At 69.9% G+C, this 17,167-nt stretch carries 11 protein-coding genes and 1 tRNA gene; 10 read left to right on the forward strand and 2 right to left on the reverse strand.

The genetic code is table 11. The features are described from left to right. Positions 1 to 99 precede the first annotated feature (99 nt). From gltB to pyk, 3 genes are read left to right on the forward strand one after another with little or no spacing between them, the layout of a single operon-like run. Entirely contained in the window at positions 100 to 4,701 is a 4,602-nt protein-coding gene (gene gltB / locus L0965_RS13510) for a glutamate synthase large subunit (RefSeq protein WP_061781741.1), read from the forward strand. Further along, on the forward strand, positions 4,694 to 6,163 hold the full coding sequence (locus L0965_RS13515) for a glutamate synthase subunit beta (protein WP_101306412.1): 1,470 nt from the start codon (positions 4,694 to 4,696) through the stop codon (positions 6,161 to 6,163). The genes gltB and L0965_RS13515 overlap by 8 nt, the downstream gene beginning before the upstream one ends. Positions 6,164 to 6,208: 45 nt before the next feature. Then, positions 6,209 to 7,657 carry a pyruvate kinase gene (gene pyk, locus L0965_RS13520; RefSeq protein ID WP_060958631.1) on the forward strand — a complete coding sequence of 483 codons (1,449 nt, stop codon included), beginning with the start codon at positions 6,209 to 6,211 and terminating at the stop codon, positions 7,655 to 7,657. Positions 7,658 to 7,729: 72 nt separating this feature from the next. Here the strand turns inward: pyk and L0965_RS13525 are convergent. Then, positions 7,730 to 7,810 (reverse strand) — tRNA-Leu (locus L0965_RS13525). A gap of 56 nt (positions 7,811 to 7,866) precedes the next feature. On the opposite strand from L0965_RS13525, the gene L0965_RS13530 reads away from it, so the two are divergent. Beyond that, on the forward strand, positions 7,867 to 8,487 hold the full coding sequence (locus L0965_RS13530) for an ANTAR domain-containing response regulator (protein ID WP_060958632.1): 621 nt from the start codon (positions 7,867 to 7,869) through the stop codon (positions 8,485 to 8,487). A gap of 43 nt (positions 8,488 to 8,530) precedes the next feature. Here the strand turns inward: L0965_RS13530 and L0965_RS13535 are convergent, their stop codons facing one another. Next, entirely contained in the window at positions 8,531 to 8,965 is a 435-nt protein-coding gene (locus L0965_RS13535) for a hotdog fold thioesterase (protein WP_060958850.1), read from the reverse strand. A gap of 65 nt (positions 8,966 to 9,030) precedes the next feature. Here L0965_RS13535 and polA point away from each other — a divergent pair, with 65 nt between their 5' ends. The 6 genes from polA (at position 9,031) to L0965_RS13565 (ending at position 17,151) form a co-directional block, all read left to right on the forward strand. Then, positions 9,031 to 11,703: a DNA polymerase I gene (gene polA / locus L0965_RS13540; RefSeq protein WP_101306413.1), complete on the forward strand. Its 2,673-nt coding sequence runs from the start codon at positions 9,031 to 9,033 to the stop codon at positions 11,701 to 11,703. 85 nt (positions 11,704 to 11,788) lie between these two features. Continuing rightward, positions 11,789 to 13,465: a DUF885 domain-containing protein gene (locus L0965_RS13545; RefSeq protein WP_101306414.1), complete on the forward strand. Its 1,677-nt coding sequence runs from the start codon at positions 11,789 to 11,791 to the stop codon at positions 13,463 to 13,465. Positions 13,466 to 13,503: 38 nt separating this feature from the next. After that, positions 13,504 to 14,538 carry an LLM class flavin-dependent oxidoreductase gene (locus tag L0965_RS13550; protein ID WP_101306415.1) on the forward strand — a complete coding sequence of 345 codons (1,035 nt, stop codon included), beginning with the start codon at positions 13,504 to 13,506 and terminating at the stop codon, positions 14,536 to 14,538. A gap of 13 nt (positions 14,539 to 14,551) precedes the next feature. Continuing rightward, the gene (locus L0965_RS13555) at positions 14,552 to 15,916 is read left to right on the forward strand and encodes an MFS transporter (protein WP_101306416.1); all 1,365 of its coding nucleotides are present in this window, start codon (positions 14,552 to 14,554) and stop codon (positions 15,914 to 15,916) included. A gap of 112 nt (positions 15,917 to 16,028) precedes the next feature. Next, the gene (locus tag L0965_RS13560; RefSeq protein WP_174524648.1) at positions 16,029 to 16,790 is read left to right on the forward strand and encodes an SGNH/GDSL hydrolase family protein; all 762 of its coding nucleotides are present in this window, start codon (positions 16,029 to 16,031) and stop codon (positions 16,788 to 16,790) included. Between the two features lie 103 nt (positions 16,791 to 16,893). After that, on the forward strand, positions 16,894 to 17,151 hold the full coding sequence (locus tag L0965_RS13565; protein ID WP_060958637.1) for a DUF6458 family protein: 258 nt from the start codon (positions 16,894 to 16,896) through the stop codon (positions 17,149 to 17,151). The last annotated feature ends 16 nt before the right edge of the window (positions 17,152 to 17,167 follow it).

The following is a 17,167-nucleotide window of genomic DNA, read 5'->3' on the forward strand; positions in this document are numbered from 1 at the left end:
TGCCCGCCACGCTTCGATTTCTCCTCCGCTGAACACACCTCCGCTGAATGCCCAGGGCCGACGTCGTCCCCGATCAGTTTGACCATGAGGACGGTTGCCATGGCTTCGAGCCCCCGTCGTGAAGAGACCCACGAACAGCCCGTGATGCGCCCCGCATCCGGCTTCCCCGCCAAGCAGGGGATGTACAACCCGGCCTTCGAGAAGGATGCCTGCGGCCTCGCGATGGTCGCCACGCTCCGCGGCGAGCCGGGCCACGACATCGTCGAGCTGGCGCTGACGGCGCTGCGCAACCTCGAGCACCGCGGCGCGATCGGCTCCGACGCCGGCACGGGCGACGGCGCCGGCATCCTCACGCAGATGCCCGACGCGTTCCTGCGCGCCGTCGTCGACTTCGACCTGCCGCCGGTGGGGGAGTACGCCGCCGGCATGGCGTTCCTCCCGCTCGACGAGGCGGCCCGCGCCGACATCAAGGCGGGCGTCGAGCGCATCGCCGAGACCGAGGGCCTGACGGTGCTCGGCTGGCGCGACGTCCCGACCGAGCAGGAGCACCTCGGCAAGCTGGCCTACGAGGCCCGTCCCCACTTCGAGCAGCTCTTCGTGTCGCGCCCCGCCGTGGGCGACGCCCCCGCGCTCAGCGGGATCGAGCTCGACCGGCGCGTCTACCGCCTGCGCAAGCGGGCCCGTCGCGAGCACGACGCCTACTTCGTGTCGCTCAGCGCGCGCACGCTCGGCTACAAGGGCATGGTCACGACGCTCCAGCTCGAGCCGTTCTACCCCGACCTGCAGGACGAGCGCTTCCAGAGCGAGCTGGCGGTCGTGCACTCGCGCTACTCGACCAACACGTTCCCGTCGTGGCCCCTCGCGCAGCCGCTGCGCATGCTGGCCCACAACGGCGAGATCAACACCGTCGGCGCCAACCGCAACTGGATGCGCGCACGTCAGTCGCAGCTCGAGTCCGAGCTGATCGGCGACATCCGCCCGCTGCTTCCGATCTGCACCGAGGGCGCGAGCGACTCGGCATCCTTCGACGAGGTGCTCGAACTGCTCACCCTGACGGGACGCAGCCTGCCGCACGCGATCATGATGATGGTGCCGGAGGCCTACGAGAAGCAGGCCGACATCGCACCGGATCTGCGTGCGTTCTACGAGTACCACTCCATGCAGATGGAGCCGTGGGACGGCCCGGCCGCGCTCATCTTCACCGACGGCACGCTCGTCGGCGCGACGCTCGACCGCAACGGCCTGCGCCCCGGCCGCTGGACCGAGACGACCGACGGACTGGTCGTCATCGGCAGCGAGACCGGTGTGCTCGACTTCGCGCCCGAGCGCATCAAGCGCCGCGGACGCCTGCGCCCGGGCCGCATGTTCGTCGTGGACACCGCGCAGGGTCGCATCATCGAGGACGACGAGGTGAAGGCCGAGCTGGCGGCTCTGCAGCCGTGGCAGGAGTGGCTGGACGCCGGCCGCGTGCGCCTGAAGGAACTGCCGGAGCGGGAGCACATCGTGCATCCGATCGCCTCCATCACGCGCCGCCAGCGCACCTTCGGCTACACGGAGGAGGAGGTCCGCATCCTCCTGACCCCGATGGGCCAGAACGGTGCGGAGCCGCTGGGCGCCATGGGCTCGGACACCCCGATCGCCGTGCTCAGCAAGCGGCCTCGTCTGCTGTTCGACTACTTCGTGCAGCAGTTCGCGCAGGTCACCAACCCGCCGCTGGACTCGATCCGCGAAGAGGTCGTCACCTCGCTCGCCCTGGGCCTGGGCCCCGAGCGCAACCTCCTCGAGTGGGGTCCCGAGCACACGCGGACGATCACGCTCGACTTCCCGGTGATCGACAACGACGAGCTGGCGAAGCTCCAGAACATCGACAAGGCCCTGCCCGGACGGCGCTCCGTGACGATCCGCGGCCTCTACCACCTCGAGCACGGCGAGGACGCCCTCGAGCGTCGCCTCGACGAGATCTCCGCCGAAGTGGATGCCGCGATCGCCGACGGTGCCGAGTTCATCATCCTGAGCGACCGCGACTCGAACAAGGACCTCGTGCCGATCCCGTCACTGCTCATGCTGTCGGCCGTGCACCACCACCTCATCCGCAAGGAGAACCGGATGAAGGTCGGCCTCGTCGTGGAGGCCGGCGACGTCCGCGAGGTGCACCACGTCGCCACCCTCATCGGCTATGGGGCCTCGGCGGTGAACCCCTACCTCGCGATGGAGACGGTCGAGTATCTCGTCCGCGCCGGCTTCATCACCGGCATCACGCCCGAGAAGGCCGTCAAGAACCTCATCTACGCGCTCGGCAAGGGCGTGCTGAAGATCATGTCGAAGATGGGCATCTCGACCGTCTCGTCCTACGCGGGCTCGCAGGTCTTCGAGGCCGTCGGCCTGTCGGAGGAGCTCATCGAGAAGTACTTCACCGGCACCGAGACCAAGCTCGGCGGCGTCGGCGTCCGCGAGATCGCCGCCGAGAACCAGGCTCGCCACGACTACGCCTACCCCGAGGACGGCGCGGTCCGCGCGCACGAGCGCCTCTGGACCGGCGGTGAGTACCAGTGGCGCCGGGACGGCGCGCCCCACCTGTTCACCCCCGACACGGTGTTCCGGCTGCAGCACGCGACCAGGACCCGTCGGTACGACATCTTCCGCGAGTACACGAAGCTCGTCGACGACCAGGCGGCCGAGCTGAAGACCCTGCGCGGGATGTTCAAGCTGAAGACCGGCGTGCGCCCGCCCGTGCCGATCGACGAGGTCGAGCCGGTCTCCTCCATCGTGAAGCGGTTCTCCACCGGCGCGATGAGCTACGGGTCGATCTCGAAGGAGGCGCACGAGACGCTCGCGATCGCGATGAACTCGATCGGCGCCAAGTCGAACACGGGGGAGGGCGGCGAGGACGTCGACCGTCTGCTGGACCCCGAGCGCCGTAGCGCCATCAAGCAGGTGGCGTCGGGCCGGTTCGGCGTGACGAGCATGTACCTCACGCACGCGGACGACATCCAGATCAAGCTCGCCCAGGGCGCGAAGCCCGGCGAGGGCGGGCAGCTGCCCCCGGGCAAGGTGTACCCCTGGATCGCCCGCACCCGCGGAGGGACGCCCGGCGTCGGGCTCATCTCGCCGCCGCCGCACCACGACATCTACTCGATCGAAGACCTCAAGCAGCTCATCTTCGACGTCAAGCGCGCGAACCCCAAGGCCCGCGTGCACGTGAAGCTCGTGAGCCAGTCCGGCATCGGCGCGGTCGCCGCCGGCACCGCCAAGGCCCTCGCCGACGTCATCCTCGTCTCGGGGCACGACGGCGGCACGGGCGCGAGCCCGTTGAACTCGCTCAAGCACGCGGGAACCCCGTGGGAGCTGGGGCTCGCCGAGACGCAGCAGACGCTCATGCTCAACGACATGCGCGACCGTGTCGTGGTGCAGGCCGACGGTCAGCTCAAGACCGGCCGCGACGTCGTGATCGCGGCGCTGCTGGGCGCCGAGGAGTTCGGCTTCGCGACGACCGCCCTGGTCGTCGAGGGCTGCATCATGATGCGGGTGTGCCACCTGGATACCTGCCCGGTCGGCGTCGCGACGCAGAACCCGGTGCTGCGCAGCCGCTTCTCGGGCAAGCCCGAGTTCGTCGTCAACTTCATGGAGTTCCTGGCCCAGGAGGTGCGCGAGTACCTCGCGGAGCTCGGCTTCCGCTCCATCGACGAGGCGGTCGGGCGCACCGAGGTGCTGGACATGAACGGCGCGATCGACCACTGGAAGGCCAGCGGACTCGACCTCGCGCCCATCCTCGAGGGCCCGGCGTTCGCGCCCGACGTGCCCCGTCGCCACCTCCGCGACCAGGACCACGAACTGGACGAGCACTTCGACGTGCAGCTCATCGAGCGCGCACAGGACGTCATCGTCCACGGCGGTCACTTCTCGATCGACCTGCCGATCCGCAACACGGAGCGCGCGGTCGGCACGATGCTCGGCAACCGCGTGACGCTCGCCCACGGCGAGCACGGCCTGCCGTCCGGCACCATCGAGATCAACCTGACGGGCTCCGCGGGCCAGTCCTTCGGCGCGTTCCTGCCGTCGGGCATCACCCTGCGGCTGGAGGGCGACTCGAACGACTACGTCGGCAAGGGGCTGTCCGGTGGCGAGATCGTCGTGCGCCCGCCGCGCGGCGCGAGCTTCGACGCCGCCCAGAACGTCATCGCGGGCAACGTCATCGGCTACGGCGCCACGCAGGGCACGCTCTTCCTGCGCGGCGTGGTCGGGGAGCGCTTCCTGGTGCGCAACTCGGGCGCCACCGCCGTCGTCGAGGGCGTGGGCGACCACGCGCTCGAGTACATGACGGGCGGTCTGGCCGTCATCCTCGGTCCGACGGGGCGCAACCTCGGCGCCGGGATGTCGGGTGGGACGGCATACATCTACAAGCTGGACCGCGACCTCGTCAACCGCGAGGCGCTCGCCACCGGCGAGCTCGAGCTGCTCGACATGGGCTCCGGTGACGTGGAGATCCTCCGCGACCTGCTCGAGCGTCACGTCGCCGAGACCGACTCGGCGCTCGGCGCCGCACTTCTGGACGATCTCGAGGCCGAGGCCGCGAACTTCGTCCGTGTCCTGCCGCGCGACTACGCCGCGGTGCTGCAGACCCGCCAGGAGGCGGCCGCCGAGGGGCTCGACCCCGACGGCGACGTCGTCTGGACCCGCATCCTGGAGGTGACCGGTGGCTGACCCGAAGGGCTTCCTGAAGACCACCGAGCGCGAGCTCCCGGCGCGCCGGCCGGTTCCCGTGCGCATCATGGACTGGAAAGAGGTCTACGAGCCCGGCGACTCCGCCGTGCTGCGTCGTCAGGCCGGCCGCTGCATGGACTGCGGCATCCCGTTCTGTCACCAGGGCTGCCCGCTGGGCAACCTGATCCCGGAGTGGAACGACCTGACGTGGCGCGGCGAGGGCCGCTCCGCGATCGAGCGTCTGCACGCGACGAACAACTTCCCGGAGTTCACCGGGCGGCTGTGCCCGGCGCCGTGCGAGAGCGCCTGCGTCCTCGGGATCAACCAGCCCGCGGTCACGATCAAGCAGGTCGAGGTCTCCGTCATCGACGAGGCGTTCGCGAACGGCTGGGTCGAGCCGGAGCCGCCCGCGCGGCTCACCGGCAAGACCGTCGCCGTCGTCGGCTCGGGCCCCGCGGGACTCGCGGCGGCGCAGCAGCTGACCCGGGCCGGTCACACCGTCGCGGTCTACGAGCGGGACGACCGCATCGGCGGCCTGCTGCGCTACGGCATCCCCGACTTCAAGATGGAGAAGCGCCACCTGGAGTCGCGCCTGCGTCAGATGCAGGACGAGGGCACGCGGTTCCGCGCCGGTGTGGAGATCGGCACCGACATCACCTGGAGCGAGCTGCGGGCCCGCTACGACGCGGTGGTCATCGCGACCGGCTCCACGCTGCCTCGCGAACTCGCGATCCCGGGCCGCGACCTCGCGGGCGTGCACTTCGCGATGGAGTACCTCGTCGAGTCCAACAAGGCTGTCGCCGGCGACCAGGTGCCCCACCAGATCCACGCCGAGGGCAAGCACGTCATCGTCATCGGCGGCGGCGACACCGGTGCCGACTGCATCGGCACGGCGCACCGTCAGGGCGCCCTCAGCGTGACCAACCTGGCGATCGGCAAGCAGCCCCCGGCGGGCCGCCCGGACCACCAGCCGTGGCCGATGACGCCGACGGTGTTCGAGGTCTCCTCGGCGCACGAGGAGGGCGGGGAGCGCAGCTTCTTGGCCTCCACCGTCGAGTTCCTCGGCAACGAGGCCGGCGAGGTGCGCGCGCTCCGCGTCGCCGAGACGGAGTACCTCCCCGACGGGCGCCGTGTGCCCCGCAGCGGCACCGAGCGCGAGATCCCCGCCGACCTCATCCTCATCGCGATGGGTTTTACCGGCCCCGAGCGCGCCGAGCTCGAGTCGCAGCTGGGTACCGTGTTCACGGGCCGCGGCAACGTCGAGCGCGGCGATGACTACCAGACGACCGCGCCCGGCGTGTTCGTCGCCGGAGACGCCGGCCGTGGCCAGTCCCTGATCGTCTGGGCGATCGCGGAAGGGCGCGCGGCGGCCGCCGCCGTCGACGAGTACCTGATGGGCCGCACGAGCCTGCCGTCACCGGTGCGCCCGACGGACGTCGCGATCGGCCTTCAGCCCGCGTAGGCTGAAATCAACCCCGAACAACCCATAGAGACCGGAGAGTCTTCAGTGAGACGCGCGAAGATCGTCGCAACCCTGGGACCGGCCACCGAATCGTACGAGATGATCCGCGCGATCATCGAGGCGGGCGTGGACGTCACCCGAATGAACCTGAGCCACGGCTCGTACGCCGAGCACGAAGTCCGCTTCGCCAACGTGCGCAAGGCCGCCGACGACGCGGGACGCGCCGTCGCCATCCTCGTCGACCTGCAGGGCCCCAAGATCCGTCTCGGCAAGTTCAGCGATGGACCGCACGACCTCGCCGTCGGGGAGACCTTCCGCATCACCACCGATGACGTCGTGGGTACCCGCGATCTCGTCGGCACGACCTTCAAGGGTCTCGCCGGCGACGTCAAGCCCGGCGACTTCCTCCTCATCGACGACGGCAAGGTGCGCGTCCAGGTCGAGAGCGTCGACGGTCCGGTCGTCACGACCAAGGTCATCGTCGCGGGAACCGTGTCCAACAACAAGGGCATCAACCTCCCGGGCGTCGCCGTGAGCGTCCCCGCGCTCTCCGAGAAGGACGAGGCCGACCTCCGCTGGGGGCTGAAGGCGGGTGCCGACCTGATCGCGCTGTCCTTCGTCCGCGACGCGGCCGACATCACCCGCGTGCACGAGATCATGGCGGAGGAGGGCCGCAAGGTCCCCGTGATCGCCAAGATCGAGAAGCCGCAGGCGGTGGACAACCTCGAGGAGATCATCGACGCGTTCGACGGCATCATGGTCGCCCGCGGCGACCTCGCCGTCGAGCTGCCGCTGGAGGCCGTGCCGGTCGTCCAGAAGCGCGCCGTCGAGATGTGCCGCCGGATGGCCAAGCCCGTCATCGTCGCGACGCAGATGCTCGAGTCGATGACCCACGCCCCCGTCCCCACCCGCGCCGAGGCGTCCGACGTCGCCAACGCGGTGCTCGACGGCGCCGACGCGGTCATGCTGTCGGGTGAGACGAGCGTCGGCGACTATCCGGTCGTCACCGTGCAGACGATGGCCCGCATCGTGGAGTCGACCGAGGAGCACGGCCTGGAGCGGATCCGTCCGTTCAGCGCCAAGCCCCGCACGCAGGGCGGCATCCTGACCCTGGCCGCGAACGAGGTCGCCGAGTTCATCGAGGCGAAGTACATCGCGATCTTCACGGAGTCCGGTGACACGGCGCGTCGTATGTCGCGCCTGCGCCCCGGCATCCCGATGATGGCCTTCGCCGTCGACCCGGCGATCCGCCGCCGCATGGCGCTGACGTGGGGCGTGCAGTCGACGCTCGTCGAGCACGTCGCCCACACCGACATGATGTTCCTCCAGGTCGACGAGTTCTTCCTCGGCCAGGGCCTCGCCCAGGAAGGGGACAAGGTCGTCGTGATCTCCGGTTCCCCTCCCGGAATCATCGGCTCGACCAACGACATCCGGGTGCACCGGATCGGCGACGCCGTCCACGGCAAGGCGCCGATCTACCAGACGGAGAAGTAGGTCGCAGCACGAACGACGAAGGGCGGATGCCGGGATTGCCGGCATCCGCCCTTTCGCGTTGCGCATCTTCCGTGCCGGTGGTGGGAGTCGAACCCACACGTCCGAAGACAACCGAGTTTGAGTCGGTCGCGTCTGCCATTCCGCCACACCGGCGCACGCGGACGCTCGTCGGCGCGCGTCCGGGATTGACCATACCGTAGGATTCAAAGGTGACTGAGCAGGAACCGAGCACGACTCCCACGGCATCCGCCCCCCGACGCGTCGTCGTCGCGGAGGACGAATCGCTGATCCGCCTCGACATCGTCGAGATCCTCCGGGACAACGGCTTCGATGTCGTCGGCGAGGCCGGCGACGGTGAGACCGCGGTCCAGCTCGCCACCGAGCTGCGCCCCGACCTCGTCATCATGGACGTCAAGATGCCCGTGCTCGACGGCATCAGCGCCGCCGAGAAGCTCAGCAAGAACCACGTGGCCCCCGTCGTGCTGCTGACGGCGTTCAGCCAGAAGGAGCTCGTCGAGCGCGCCAGCGAGGCCGGCGCCCTGGCCTACGTGGTGAAGCCGTTCACGCCGAACGACCTGCTGCCCGCGATCGAGATCGCCCTCGCGCGCTACGAGCAGATCATCACGCTCGAGGCCGAGGTCGCCGACATGGTCGAGCGTTTCGAGACCCGCAAGCTCGTCGACCGCGCCAAGGGGCTGCTCAACGAGAAGATGGGCCTCAGCGAGCCGGAGGCGTTCCGCTGGATCCAGAAGGCGTCGATGGACCGTCGCCTGACGATGCAAGACGTCGCCAAGGCCATCATCGAGCAGCTCTCGCCGAAGAAGTCCTGACGCCGCGCGCGGTCTCCCGCGGCTCGGCGCCCCGCTGAGGGGGTCAGACCGCCGGGCGATCCGTGATCATGTTGGTGATCCGGATCGTGGAGCATCGCCGTCCCTGTTCGTCGGTCACGACGATCTCGTGCACCGTGATGCTGCGTCCGAGGTGCACCGGCGTGCACACCCCCGTCACGATGCCGCTGGTCGCCGACCGCGTGTGCGTCGCGTTGATGTCGACGCCGACGGCCAGGCGCGTCGGCCCGGCGTGGAGGTTCGCGGCCATCGAGCCCAGCGACTCGCCGAGCACGACGTAGGCACCGCCGTGCATCAGGCCGACGGGCTGCGTGTTGCCCGCCACGGGCATGGTCGCGACGGAGCGCTCGATCGTGAACTCGACGAACTCGATGCCCATCTTTTCGGCCAGCGCGCCCATCCCGCGCTGCCGCGCCCAGGCCATACCGTCGAGGTCGGCGGGGGTGTTCTCAGCGGTCATCATCCACCTTCGGAAGCGATCGGATCGGAGGCTGCGGTGTCCATGCCCCCGTCTAGAGTTGCAGGGTGACGGACTCCGCAAAGCCTACCCTTCTCGTCGTGGACGGCCATTCGCTCGCCTACCGTGCGTTCTTCGCCCTCCCGGTCGACAACTTCACGACCCGTGACGGGCAGCACACGAACGGCATCTACGGCTTCCTGTCGATGTTCGTCAACCTCGTCAAGGCGGAGCAGCCCACCCACCTCGCGGTGGCCTTCGACACCTCGCGCCACTCGTTCCGCACCGACGTGTATCCGGAGTACAAGGCGAACCGGTCCGAGTCGCCGGCGGAGTTCAAGGGCCAGATCCCGCTGCTGCAGGACTGCCTCGCCGCGATGAACGTCCCGGTGCTCACCAAGGAGGGCATCGAGGCCGACGACATCCTCGCGACGCTCGCGACACAGGGAGCCGCGGAGGGCTTCGACGTGCTCGTGTGCTCGGGCGACCGCGACACGATCCAGCTCGTCACCGACGACGTCACGCTGCTCTACCCGAGCGTGCAGGGCGTCTCGCAGCTCAAGCGCTACACGCCCGCCGCGGTCGTCGAGAAGTACGGCCTCCCGCCGGTCAACTACCCCGACATCGCCGCCCTCGTCGGCGAGACGAGCGACAACCTGCCCGGCGTGCCGAAGGTGGGGGAGAAGACCGCCGTGAAGTGGCTCACGCAGTGGGGCACGCTGGATGCGCTCATCGAGAACGCCGACAAGATCACCGGTGTCGTCGGAGGAAACCTCCGCGACCATCTCGACGACGTGCGCCGCAATCGGTCACTCAACGCGCTCCTTCGCGACGTGGAGCTCGGCGTCGAGCCGTCCGACCTCGTGGTGCAGCCCATCGACGCGCAGGCCGTTCGCGACATCTTCGCGCGGCTCGAGTTCCGCACCCTCCTCCCGCGCGTGTTCGAGGCCGTCGGCGCCGACCCCGACGAGGGCGCCCACGACGCCGCGGCCGCGGTCGCCGCCCCGAAGCCCGCAGAAGCGGATGCCGCCGCGCTGGCCGCCTGGATCGGCGCCCGCGATCTCACCCCGGATGCCGCCGACGTCGCCGTGACGGTGACGACCGACGCCGGCCTTCCCGCCCGCGTCGGACTCGCCCTGGCCGACAGCGCCGTCGAGACGACGTGGTCGCCCGACACGGCGGCCGTGCTCCGGCCGTGGCTGGAGAGCGCGGCGCCCAAGGTCATCGCCGACGCGAAGCCCCAGGTGAAGGCCCTGCGCCGCGCGGGCGTGCGCCTGCAGGGGCTCGTCTTCGACCCGATCCTCGCCGGCTGGCTGCTGCGTCCGAGCTTCCCCGACAAGGGGCTGTCCGACCTCGTCGACCGTTACCTCGACGAGAAGCTCCCCGAGGCGGATCCCACCCAGCTCGTGCCCGAGACCGAGGGCGCGACCCCTGGCCAGCTCTCGTGGTACGCGCTGCGGGTCGCCGACGAGATGCGTGCGCAGATCCCGGCATCCGTCGCCCGCGTCATGACCGAGATCGAGCTGCCCACCCTCGACACGCTCGCCGACATGGAGCTGGCCGGCGTCGCCGTCTCGCACGAGAAGCTCTCGGCGTTCTCCACGGAGCTCGGCGCGCGGGCCGACGCCGTGGCCCAGCTCGCCTACGCGGAGATCGGGCGGGAGGTCAACCTCGGCTCGCCCAAGCAGCTGCAGGACGTGCTGTTCGAGCAGCTCGAGCTGCCCAAGACGCGCAAGACGAAGACCGGGTACTCGACGGATGCCGCGGTGCTCGCCGACCTGCAGGAGTCGCACCCGCATCCGTTCCTCGATCTGCTCCTGCAGCACCGCGAAGCCACCAAGCTCCGGCAGATCATCGAGTCGCTCGACTCGTCGATCGGCAACGATCGCGCCGCGGGCTCCGACGGCCGCATCCACACGACGTACGTGCAGACGGGCAGCCAGACGGGGCGTCTGTCGAGCACCGACCCGAACCTGCAGAACATCCCCATCCGCACCGAGGAGTCTCGGCGCATCCGCGCCGCGTTCGAGGTCGGCGAGGGCTACGAGACCCTGCTGACGGCGGACTACTCGCAGATCGAGATGCGCATCATGGCGCACCTCTCGGGCGACGCCGGTCTGATCGAGGCGTTCAACTCGGGCGAGGACCTGCACCGGTTCGTCGGGGCACGGGTGTTCGGCGTCGAGCCGGCCGACGTGACGTCCGCCATGCGCACCAAGGTCAAGGCGATGAGCTATGGCCTGGTGTACGGCCTGAGCGCGTTCGGCCTGTCGAAGCAGCTGCGCATCGAGCAGTCCGAGGCGAAGCTGCTGATGACCGAGTACTTCGCCCGCTTCGGCGCGGTGCGCGACTACCTGCGCTCCTCGGTCGAGCAGGCGCGCATCGACGGCTACACGGAGACGATCTTCGGGCGCCGCCGCCCCTTCCCCGATCTCGCGAGCCCCAACCGTGTGCTGCGCGAGAACGCGGAGCGCGCCGCGTTGAACGCCCCGATCCAGGGCAGCGCCGCGGACATCATGAAGATCGCGCTGTTCCGCATCCACGACGAGTTCCGCGCGCAGGGCGTCGCGTCGCGGGTCCTGCTCCAGATCCACGACGAGCTCGTGGTGGAGGTGGCACCGGGGGAGTGGGACACGGTCGAGAAGATCGTCCACGACCGCATGGGCGACGCCGCGGAGCTGTCGGTGCCGCTCGACGTCCAGATCGGCCGGGGCGAGAACTGGGACATCGCGGGGCACTGAGAGGGCGCGGTCGCGGTGGCATCCGGTTCCGCGGTCGTCGGCATCCCGCCCCACGTCGAGGCCGTGTCGGGATTAGGCTCGAAGAATGACTGATTCCCCCCGTACCCCCACGCCGATCGACGCGATCGCTGAGGCATGGGTCGACACCTGTGCCGAGCTTTCCCCGGGATTGGCCACCTACATCGGACGCTTCGAGCACAACGGTCGACTCGACGACTACTCGCTGGCCGGCGCCGCCGCGCGCGTGGACGCCGCGCGCGCCGCCCTCGCCGCCCTGCAGGCCGCCGAGCCGGTCGACGACGTCGACGTCGTCACCAAGGCCGACCTGAGCGGAGACCTGGAACTCTCGATCGCGCTGTACGAGGCGGGCGCCCACCTGCGCGACGTCAACGTCATCGCCTCGCCCGCTCAGGAGCTGCGCAGCGTCTTCGACCTCATGCCCACCGACACGATCGACGACTGGTCGGTCATCGCCACGCGGCTGTCCGCCATCCCCGAGGCGATCGGCGGCTACATCGAGACCCTCCGCGAAGGGATCGCGACCGGGGTCGTGCCGGCCCGCCGCCAGGTCACCGAGGTCATCGGTCAGATCGCGCGGTACACGTCCGACAACGGCTTCTTCGCGACCTTCGCCGCCGATGCCGCCCCCGCCGAGGGGCAGCTGCCCGCCTCGCTCGCCAAGACGCTGTCCGGTCATGCCGGTGCGGCGCGGGTCGCGTACGACGAGCTCGCGAACTTCCTGCGCACCGAGCTCGCTCCCGCGGCCTCCGAGGTGGACGGCGTCGGTCGTGAGCTGTACGCACTGCACTCCCGGAGCTTCCTCGGCGCGGTCATCGACCTGGATGAGACCTACGAGTGGGGTCTGGAAGAGCTCGCCCGCATGGTCGCCGAGCAGGAGGCCATCGCGAACGAGATCCTTCCGGGAGCCAGCGTCGAGGAGGCCGTCGCGTTCCTGGAGAACGACGAGGCCCGCAAGCTTCGCGGCACCGTCGCGCTGCAGGAGTGGATGCAGGCGACGAGCGACCGCGCGGTCGAGGAGCTCGGCAAGACCCACTTCGACATCCCGGAGCAGATCCGTCGCCTGGAGTGCATGATCGCGCCCACCAACGAGGGCGGCATCTACTACACGGGCCCCACGGACGACTTCTCCCGTCCCGGTCGCATGTGGTGGTCGGTGCCCGAGGGCGTCGACTCCTTCGACACCTGGCGCGAGCTGACGACGGTCTACCACGAGGGCGTTCCCGGTCATCACCTGCAGATCGCGCAGGCCGTCTACAACCGTGCCGAGCTCAACTCCTGGCGCCGCCTCCTCGCGGGCTCCAGCGGTCACGCGGAGGGCTGGGCCCTGTACGCGGAGCGCCTCATGGAGCAGCTGGGCTACCTCGACGACCCCGCCGACCGTCTCGGCATGCTCGACGGTCAGCGCATGCGCGCCGCCCGCGTCGTCCTCGACATCGGCGTGCACCTGGGCAAGCCGCGCCCCGACGGCGAGGGCATCTGGGATGCCGACTTCGCGCTCGAGTTCATGCGCCGCAACGTCAACATGTCGGACGAGTTCATCCAGTTCGAGGTGAACCGCTACCTCGGCTGGCCGGGTCAGGCGCCCTCCTACAAGGTCGGACAGCGTATCTGGGAGCAGATCCGCGACGAGACCGCCGAACGCGAGGGCGACGACTTCGACATCAAGCGCTTCCACATGCGGGCGCTGCGACTGGGCGGTGTCGGTCTCGACACCCTGCGGATGGCCCTCGCGCAGGGCTGACGGGGAATGCGGCCGACGCGCGGAAGGTTCTCATTCACATGAATGCAGAGTTGGGACTGGACACCTTCGGCGACGTCACGGTCGGCGACGACGGCACGCGCCTGAGCGACGCGCAGACGATCCGCGACATCGTGGATCAGGCGGTGCTGGCCGATCAGGTCGGCCTGTCGTTCTTCGGCGTGGGGGAGCACCACCGGCACGAGTTCGCGGTGTCGAGCCCCGAACTCGTGCTCGCCGCGGCGGCGGCCCGTACCGAGAAGATCCATCTCGGTACGGCCGTCACCGTGCTCTCCAGCGACGATCCGGTGCGTGTCTACGAGCGCTTCGCGACCCTCGACGCGCTGTCGTCCGGTCGCGCCGAGGTGATCCTCGGACGGGGCTCGTTCATCGAGTCGTTCCCACTGTTCGGCTACGACCTCAGCGACTACGAGGTGCTGTTCGAGGAGAAGCTCGACCTCTTCTCGCAGCTGCTGACCGAGAAGCCCGTGACGTGGCAGGGGACGACACGCGCGTCGCTCACCGCCGCGGACGTCTACCCGAAGACGGAGAACGGTCTCCGCGCCTGGGTCGGTGTCGGCGGCTCGCCGGAGTCGGTGGTGCGCACCGCGCGGTACGGGTACGGCCTCATGCTCGCGATCATCGGCGGGTCCGCGGACCGCTTCCGTCCCTACGTCGATCTCTACCACCGCTCGCTCGCCTCGTTCGGTCACACCGCCCCGATGCCGGTGGGCGTGCACTCGCCGGGCCACATCGCCGACACCGACGCCCAGGCCTGGGACGAGTTGTACCCGGCGATGGAGATCAACCGCAATGCGATCGGCGCCGAGCGCGGCTGGCCGCCATACAGCCGGCTGCAGTTCCAGCACGACATCGGGCCCGAGGGCTCCGTCTACGCAGGCTCGCCCGAGACCGTGGCCCGCAAGATCGCGGCCACGATGAAGACCCTCGGCGCCACGCGTTTCGACTTGAAGTACGCGAACGGCACCCTGTCGCACGCGAAGCTGATGCACTCCATCGAGCTGTACGGCACCCGGGTCGCACCGCTCGTGAGCGAGATGCTCGCGGCATCCTGAGAAGGGTTCAGTCATGACGGATGCTGCGGCGGCCCCCCGCGTCTCGGCGCGCGCCGACGTGGGCGAGAGGCTGGACGCGCTGCCGTTCACCCGTCGGCACCTGAAGGTGCTCACCGGTTGCGGCCTCGGGTGGGCACTGGATGCGATGGATGTCGGCCTGGTCTCCTTCGTCTTGACGGCGCTCATCGCGCAATGGTCGCTGACGGGGGAGCAGGCGTCGTGGATCGCCTCGGCGGGCTTCGTCGGCATGGCGATCGGGGCGAGTCTCGGCGGCCTGCTCGCCGATCGGTTCGGCCGTCGGTCGGTGTTCGCGATCACACTGCTCGTCTACGGCGTCGCGACGGGCGCGAGCGCCCTCGCCGGCGGGCTGGCCGCCCTGATCGCCCTGCGGGTGCTGGTCGGGCTGGGACTCGGCGCGGAGCTCCCCGTGGCGAGCACCTACGTGAGCGAGATCGCCCCGGCGCGGATGCGCGGACGGCTCATCGTGATCCTCGAGGCGTTCTGGGCCGTCGGGTGGACGGCGGCGGCCCTCATCGGCTTCTTCGTAGTCCCGGCATCCGCCGACGGCTGGCGCTGGGCGTTCGCGCTGGGTGCGGTTCCGGCCGTGTACGCGCTCGTGGTGCGCTGGGGCCTGCCGGAGTCGCCGCGCTGGCTCGTGCGCCGCGGGCGCGTCGCGCAGGCGGAGGCGATCACGGCCGGCTTCGAGTCGTCGCCCGTGCTCGGCGGGGGGCACCGCCGCCACGCGCCGGCGGGGTCGGCGGACGGCCCCGCACTCGCCACGGGAGGCGTCCGCGCGCTCTGGTCGAGCGAGTTCCGTGTGCGGACCGCGGCGCTGTGGACCGTCTGGTTCTGCGTCAATTTCGCCTACTACGGCGCTTTCATCTGGATGCCGACGATCCTCTTCGCGCAGGGCTATGGCCTCGTGAAGTCGTTCGGGTTCACGCTGATCATCACCCTCGCACAGCTGCCGGGCTACGCGGTGGCGGCCTGGTTGATCGAGGTCTGGGGTCGCCGCCTCACGCTCTCGGTGTTCCTCGCCGGATCCGCCGCGGCCGCCGTCGTCTTCGGAACCGCATCGACCGAGGGCATGATCATCGGCGCGGGGATGGCCCTGTCGTTCTTCAACCTGGGCGCGTGGGGGGCGCTGTACGCGGTCACGCCCGAGAACTATCCGACGTCGCTGCGCGCGACCGGAGCCGGATGGGCGGCCGGCGTCGGACGCATCGCGTCGATCGTCGCACCGCTGAGCGTGCCGCCGCTGCTCGCGGGCGGCGGAGCCCCGCTGCTGTTCGTGGTGTTCGCTGCGTTCTTCGTCCTCGCCGCCGCTGCGGCATGGGGGTCGGCCGACCACCGCGGCGCCGCCCTCGACGACCGCTGACGCCCCGGCATCCGCTTCATCCGTCCCCTGTGGTCGCTCTGCGCACAGGGATGCGACCACAGGGGACGAATGAAGGAGACGTGTCGGGTGACGCGCGGCGTAGGCTGAGCGGGTGACAGACGTGCGTTTCGTGGCGATCGGGGACTCGTTCACGGAGGGTGTCGGCGACGAGCTTCCCGACGGCCGGGTCCGCGGCTGGGCGGATCTCGCGGCGCAGGGGTGGGCCGACTCGCGTGGGGAACCCCTTCAGTACGCGAACCTCGCGATCCGCGGGAAGCTGATCTGGCCGATCGTGCGCCAGCAGCTGGAGGCGGCACTGGCGCTGAAGCCGACGCATCTGTCCTTCAACGGCGGCGGCAACGACATGCTGCGCCCGCGGACGTCCATCGCGCACATCGCCGACGCCTTCAGCCAGGTGCTGCGCCGCTGCGACGAGGAGGGCGTCACGCTCGTCCTCCTCTCGGGCGCGAACCCGTCGGCGCAACTACCGATGGGCCGCCTGATCCAGCGGCGGGGCGATCTGATGTCGGATGCCGTCATCGACCGTGTCGGCGACCGTGATGACGTCGTCCGCGCCCTCAACTGGCCCGATGCCGAACTGTCCGACCCGTCCTACTGGTCCGAGGATCGCCTCCACATGAACAGCCGCGGCCACCATCGGGTCGCCGCCCGCGTGCTCGACGCCCTGGGCGAGGCAGTGCCCGACGGATGGTGGAGCATGCCGGCCATCCCCGATGCCGTGCGGCTCGCTCAGCGCGACTACGTCCGCGAGCACCTGGGCCCCTGGGTGCGCCGGCGGCTGACCGGAACGTCGTCGGGGGATGGACGCGAGCCGAAGTTCGGCGGCGGATGGGTGGAGATCGCCCCGCGCTAGCGTCGCGCTCCCGTGACTGTCAAGGGCATGGGCACGCGATCACGGGTCGGCCACGATGGGGACGTCCCATCCCGCCACCCGAACGCCACCCAAGGAGCACGCCATGAGCATCGGAGCCGGCATCGCGCTGTTCGTCATCGGAGCCATCCTGGTCTTCGCGGTGAACGTCGACGTCCCGTACGTGGACCTCGACATGATCGGCTACATCCTGATGGGCGCCGGTGTGCTCGTCTTCATCATCGGGCTCGTCCTCCTGCTTCGTCGTCGCTCGACGCAGCAGGTGACGCGCACCGTCGAGCCCGGGGTGGGGGAGCGGATCACCCAGACCGAGTCGCGCACCTCCGGCGACGGCACCGTCTGAGCGCGCTCACCCTCGC

The sequence above is a fragment of the Microbacterium sp. NFH-22A-Y genome (assembly GCF_021401375.1).
Taxonomy (GTDB): domain Bacteria; phylum Actinomycetota; class Actinomycetes; order Actinomycetales; family Microbacteriaceae; genus Microbacterium; species Microbacterium hominis.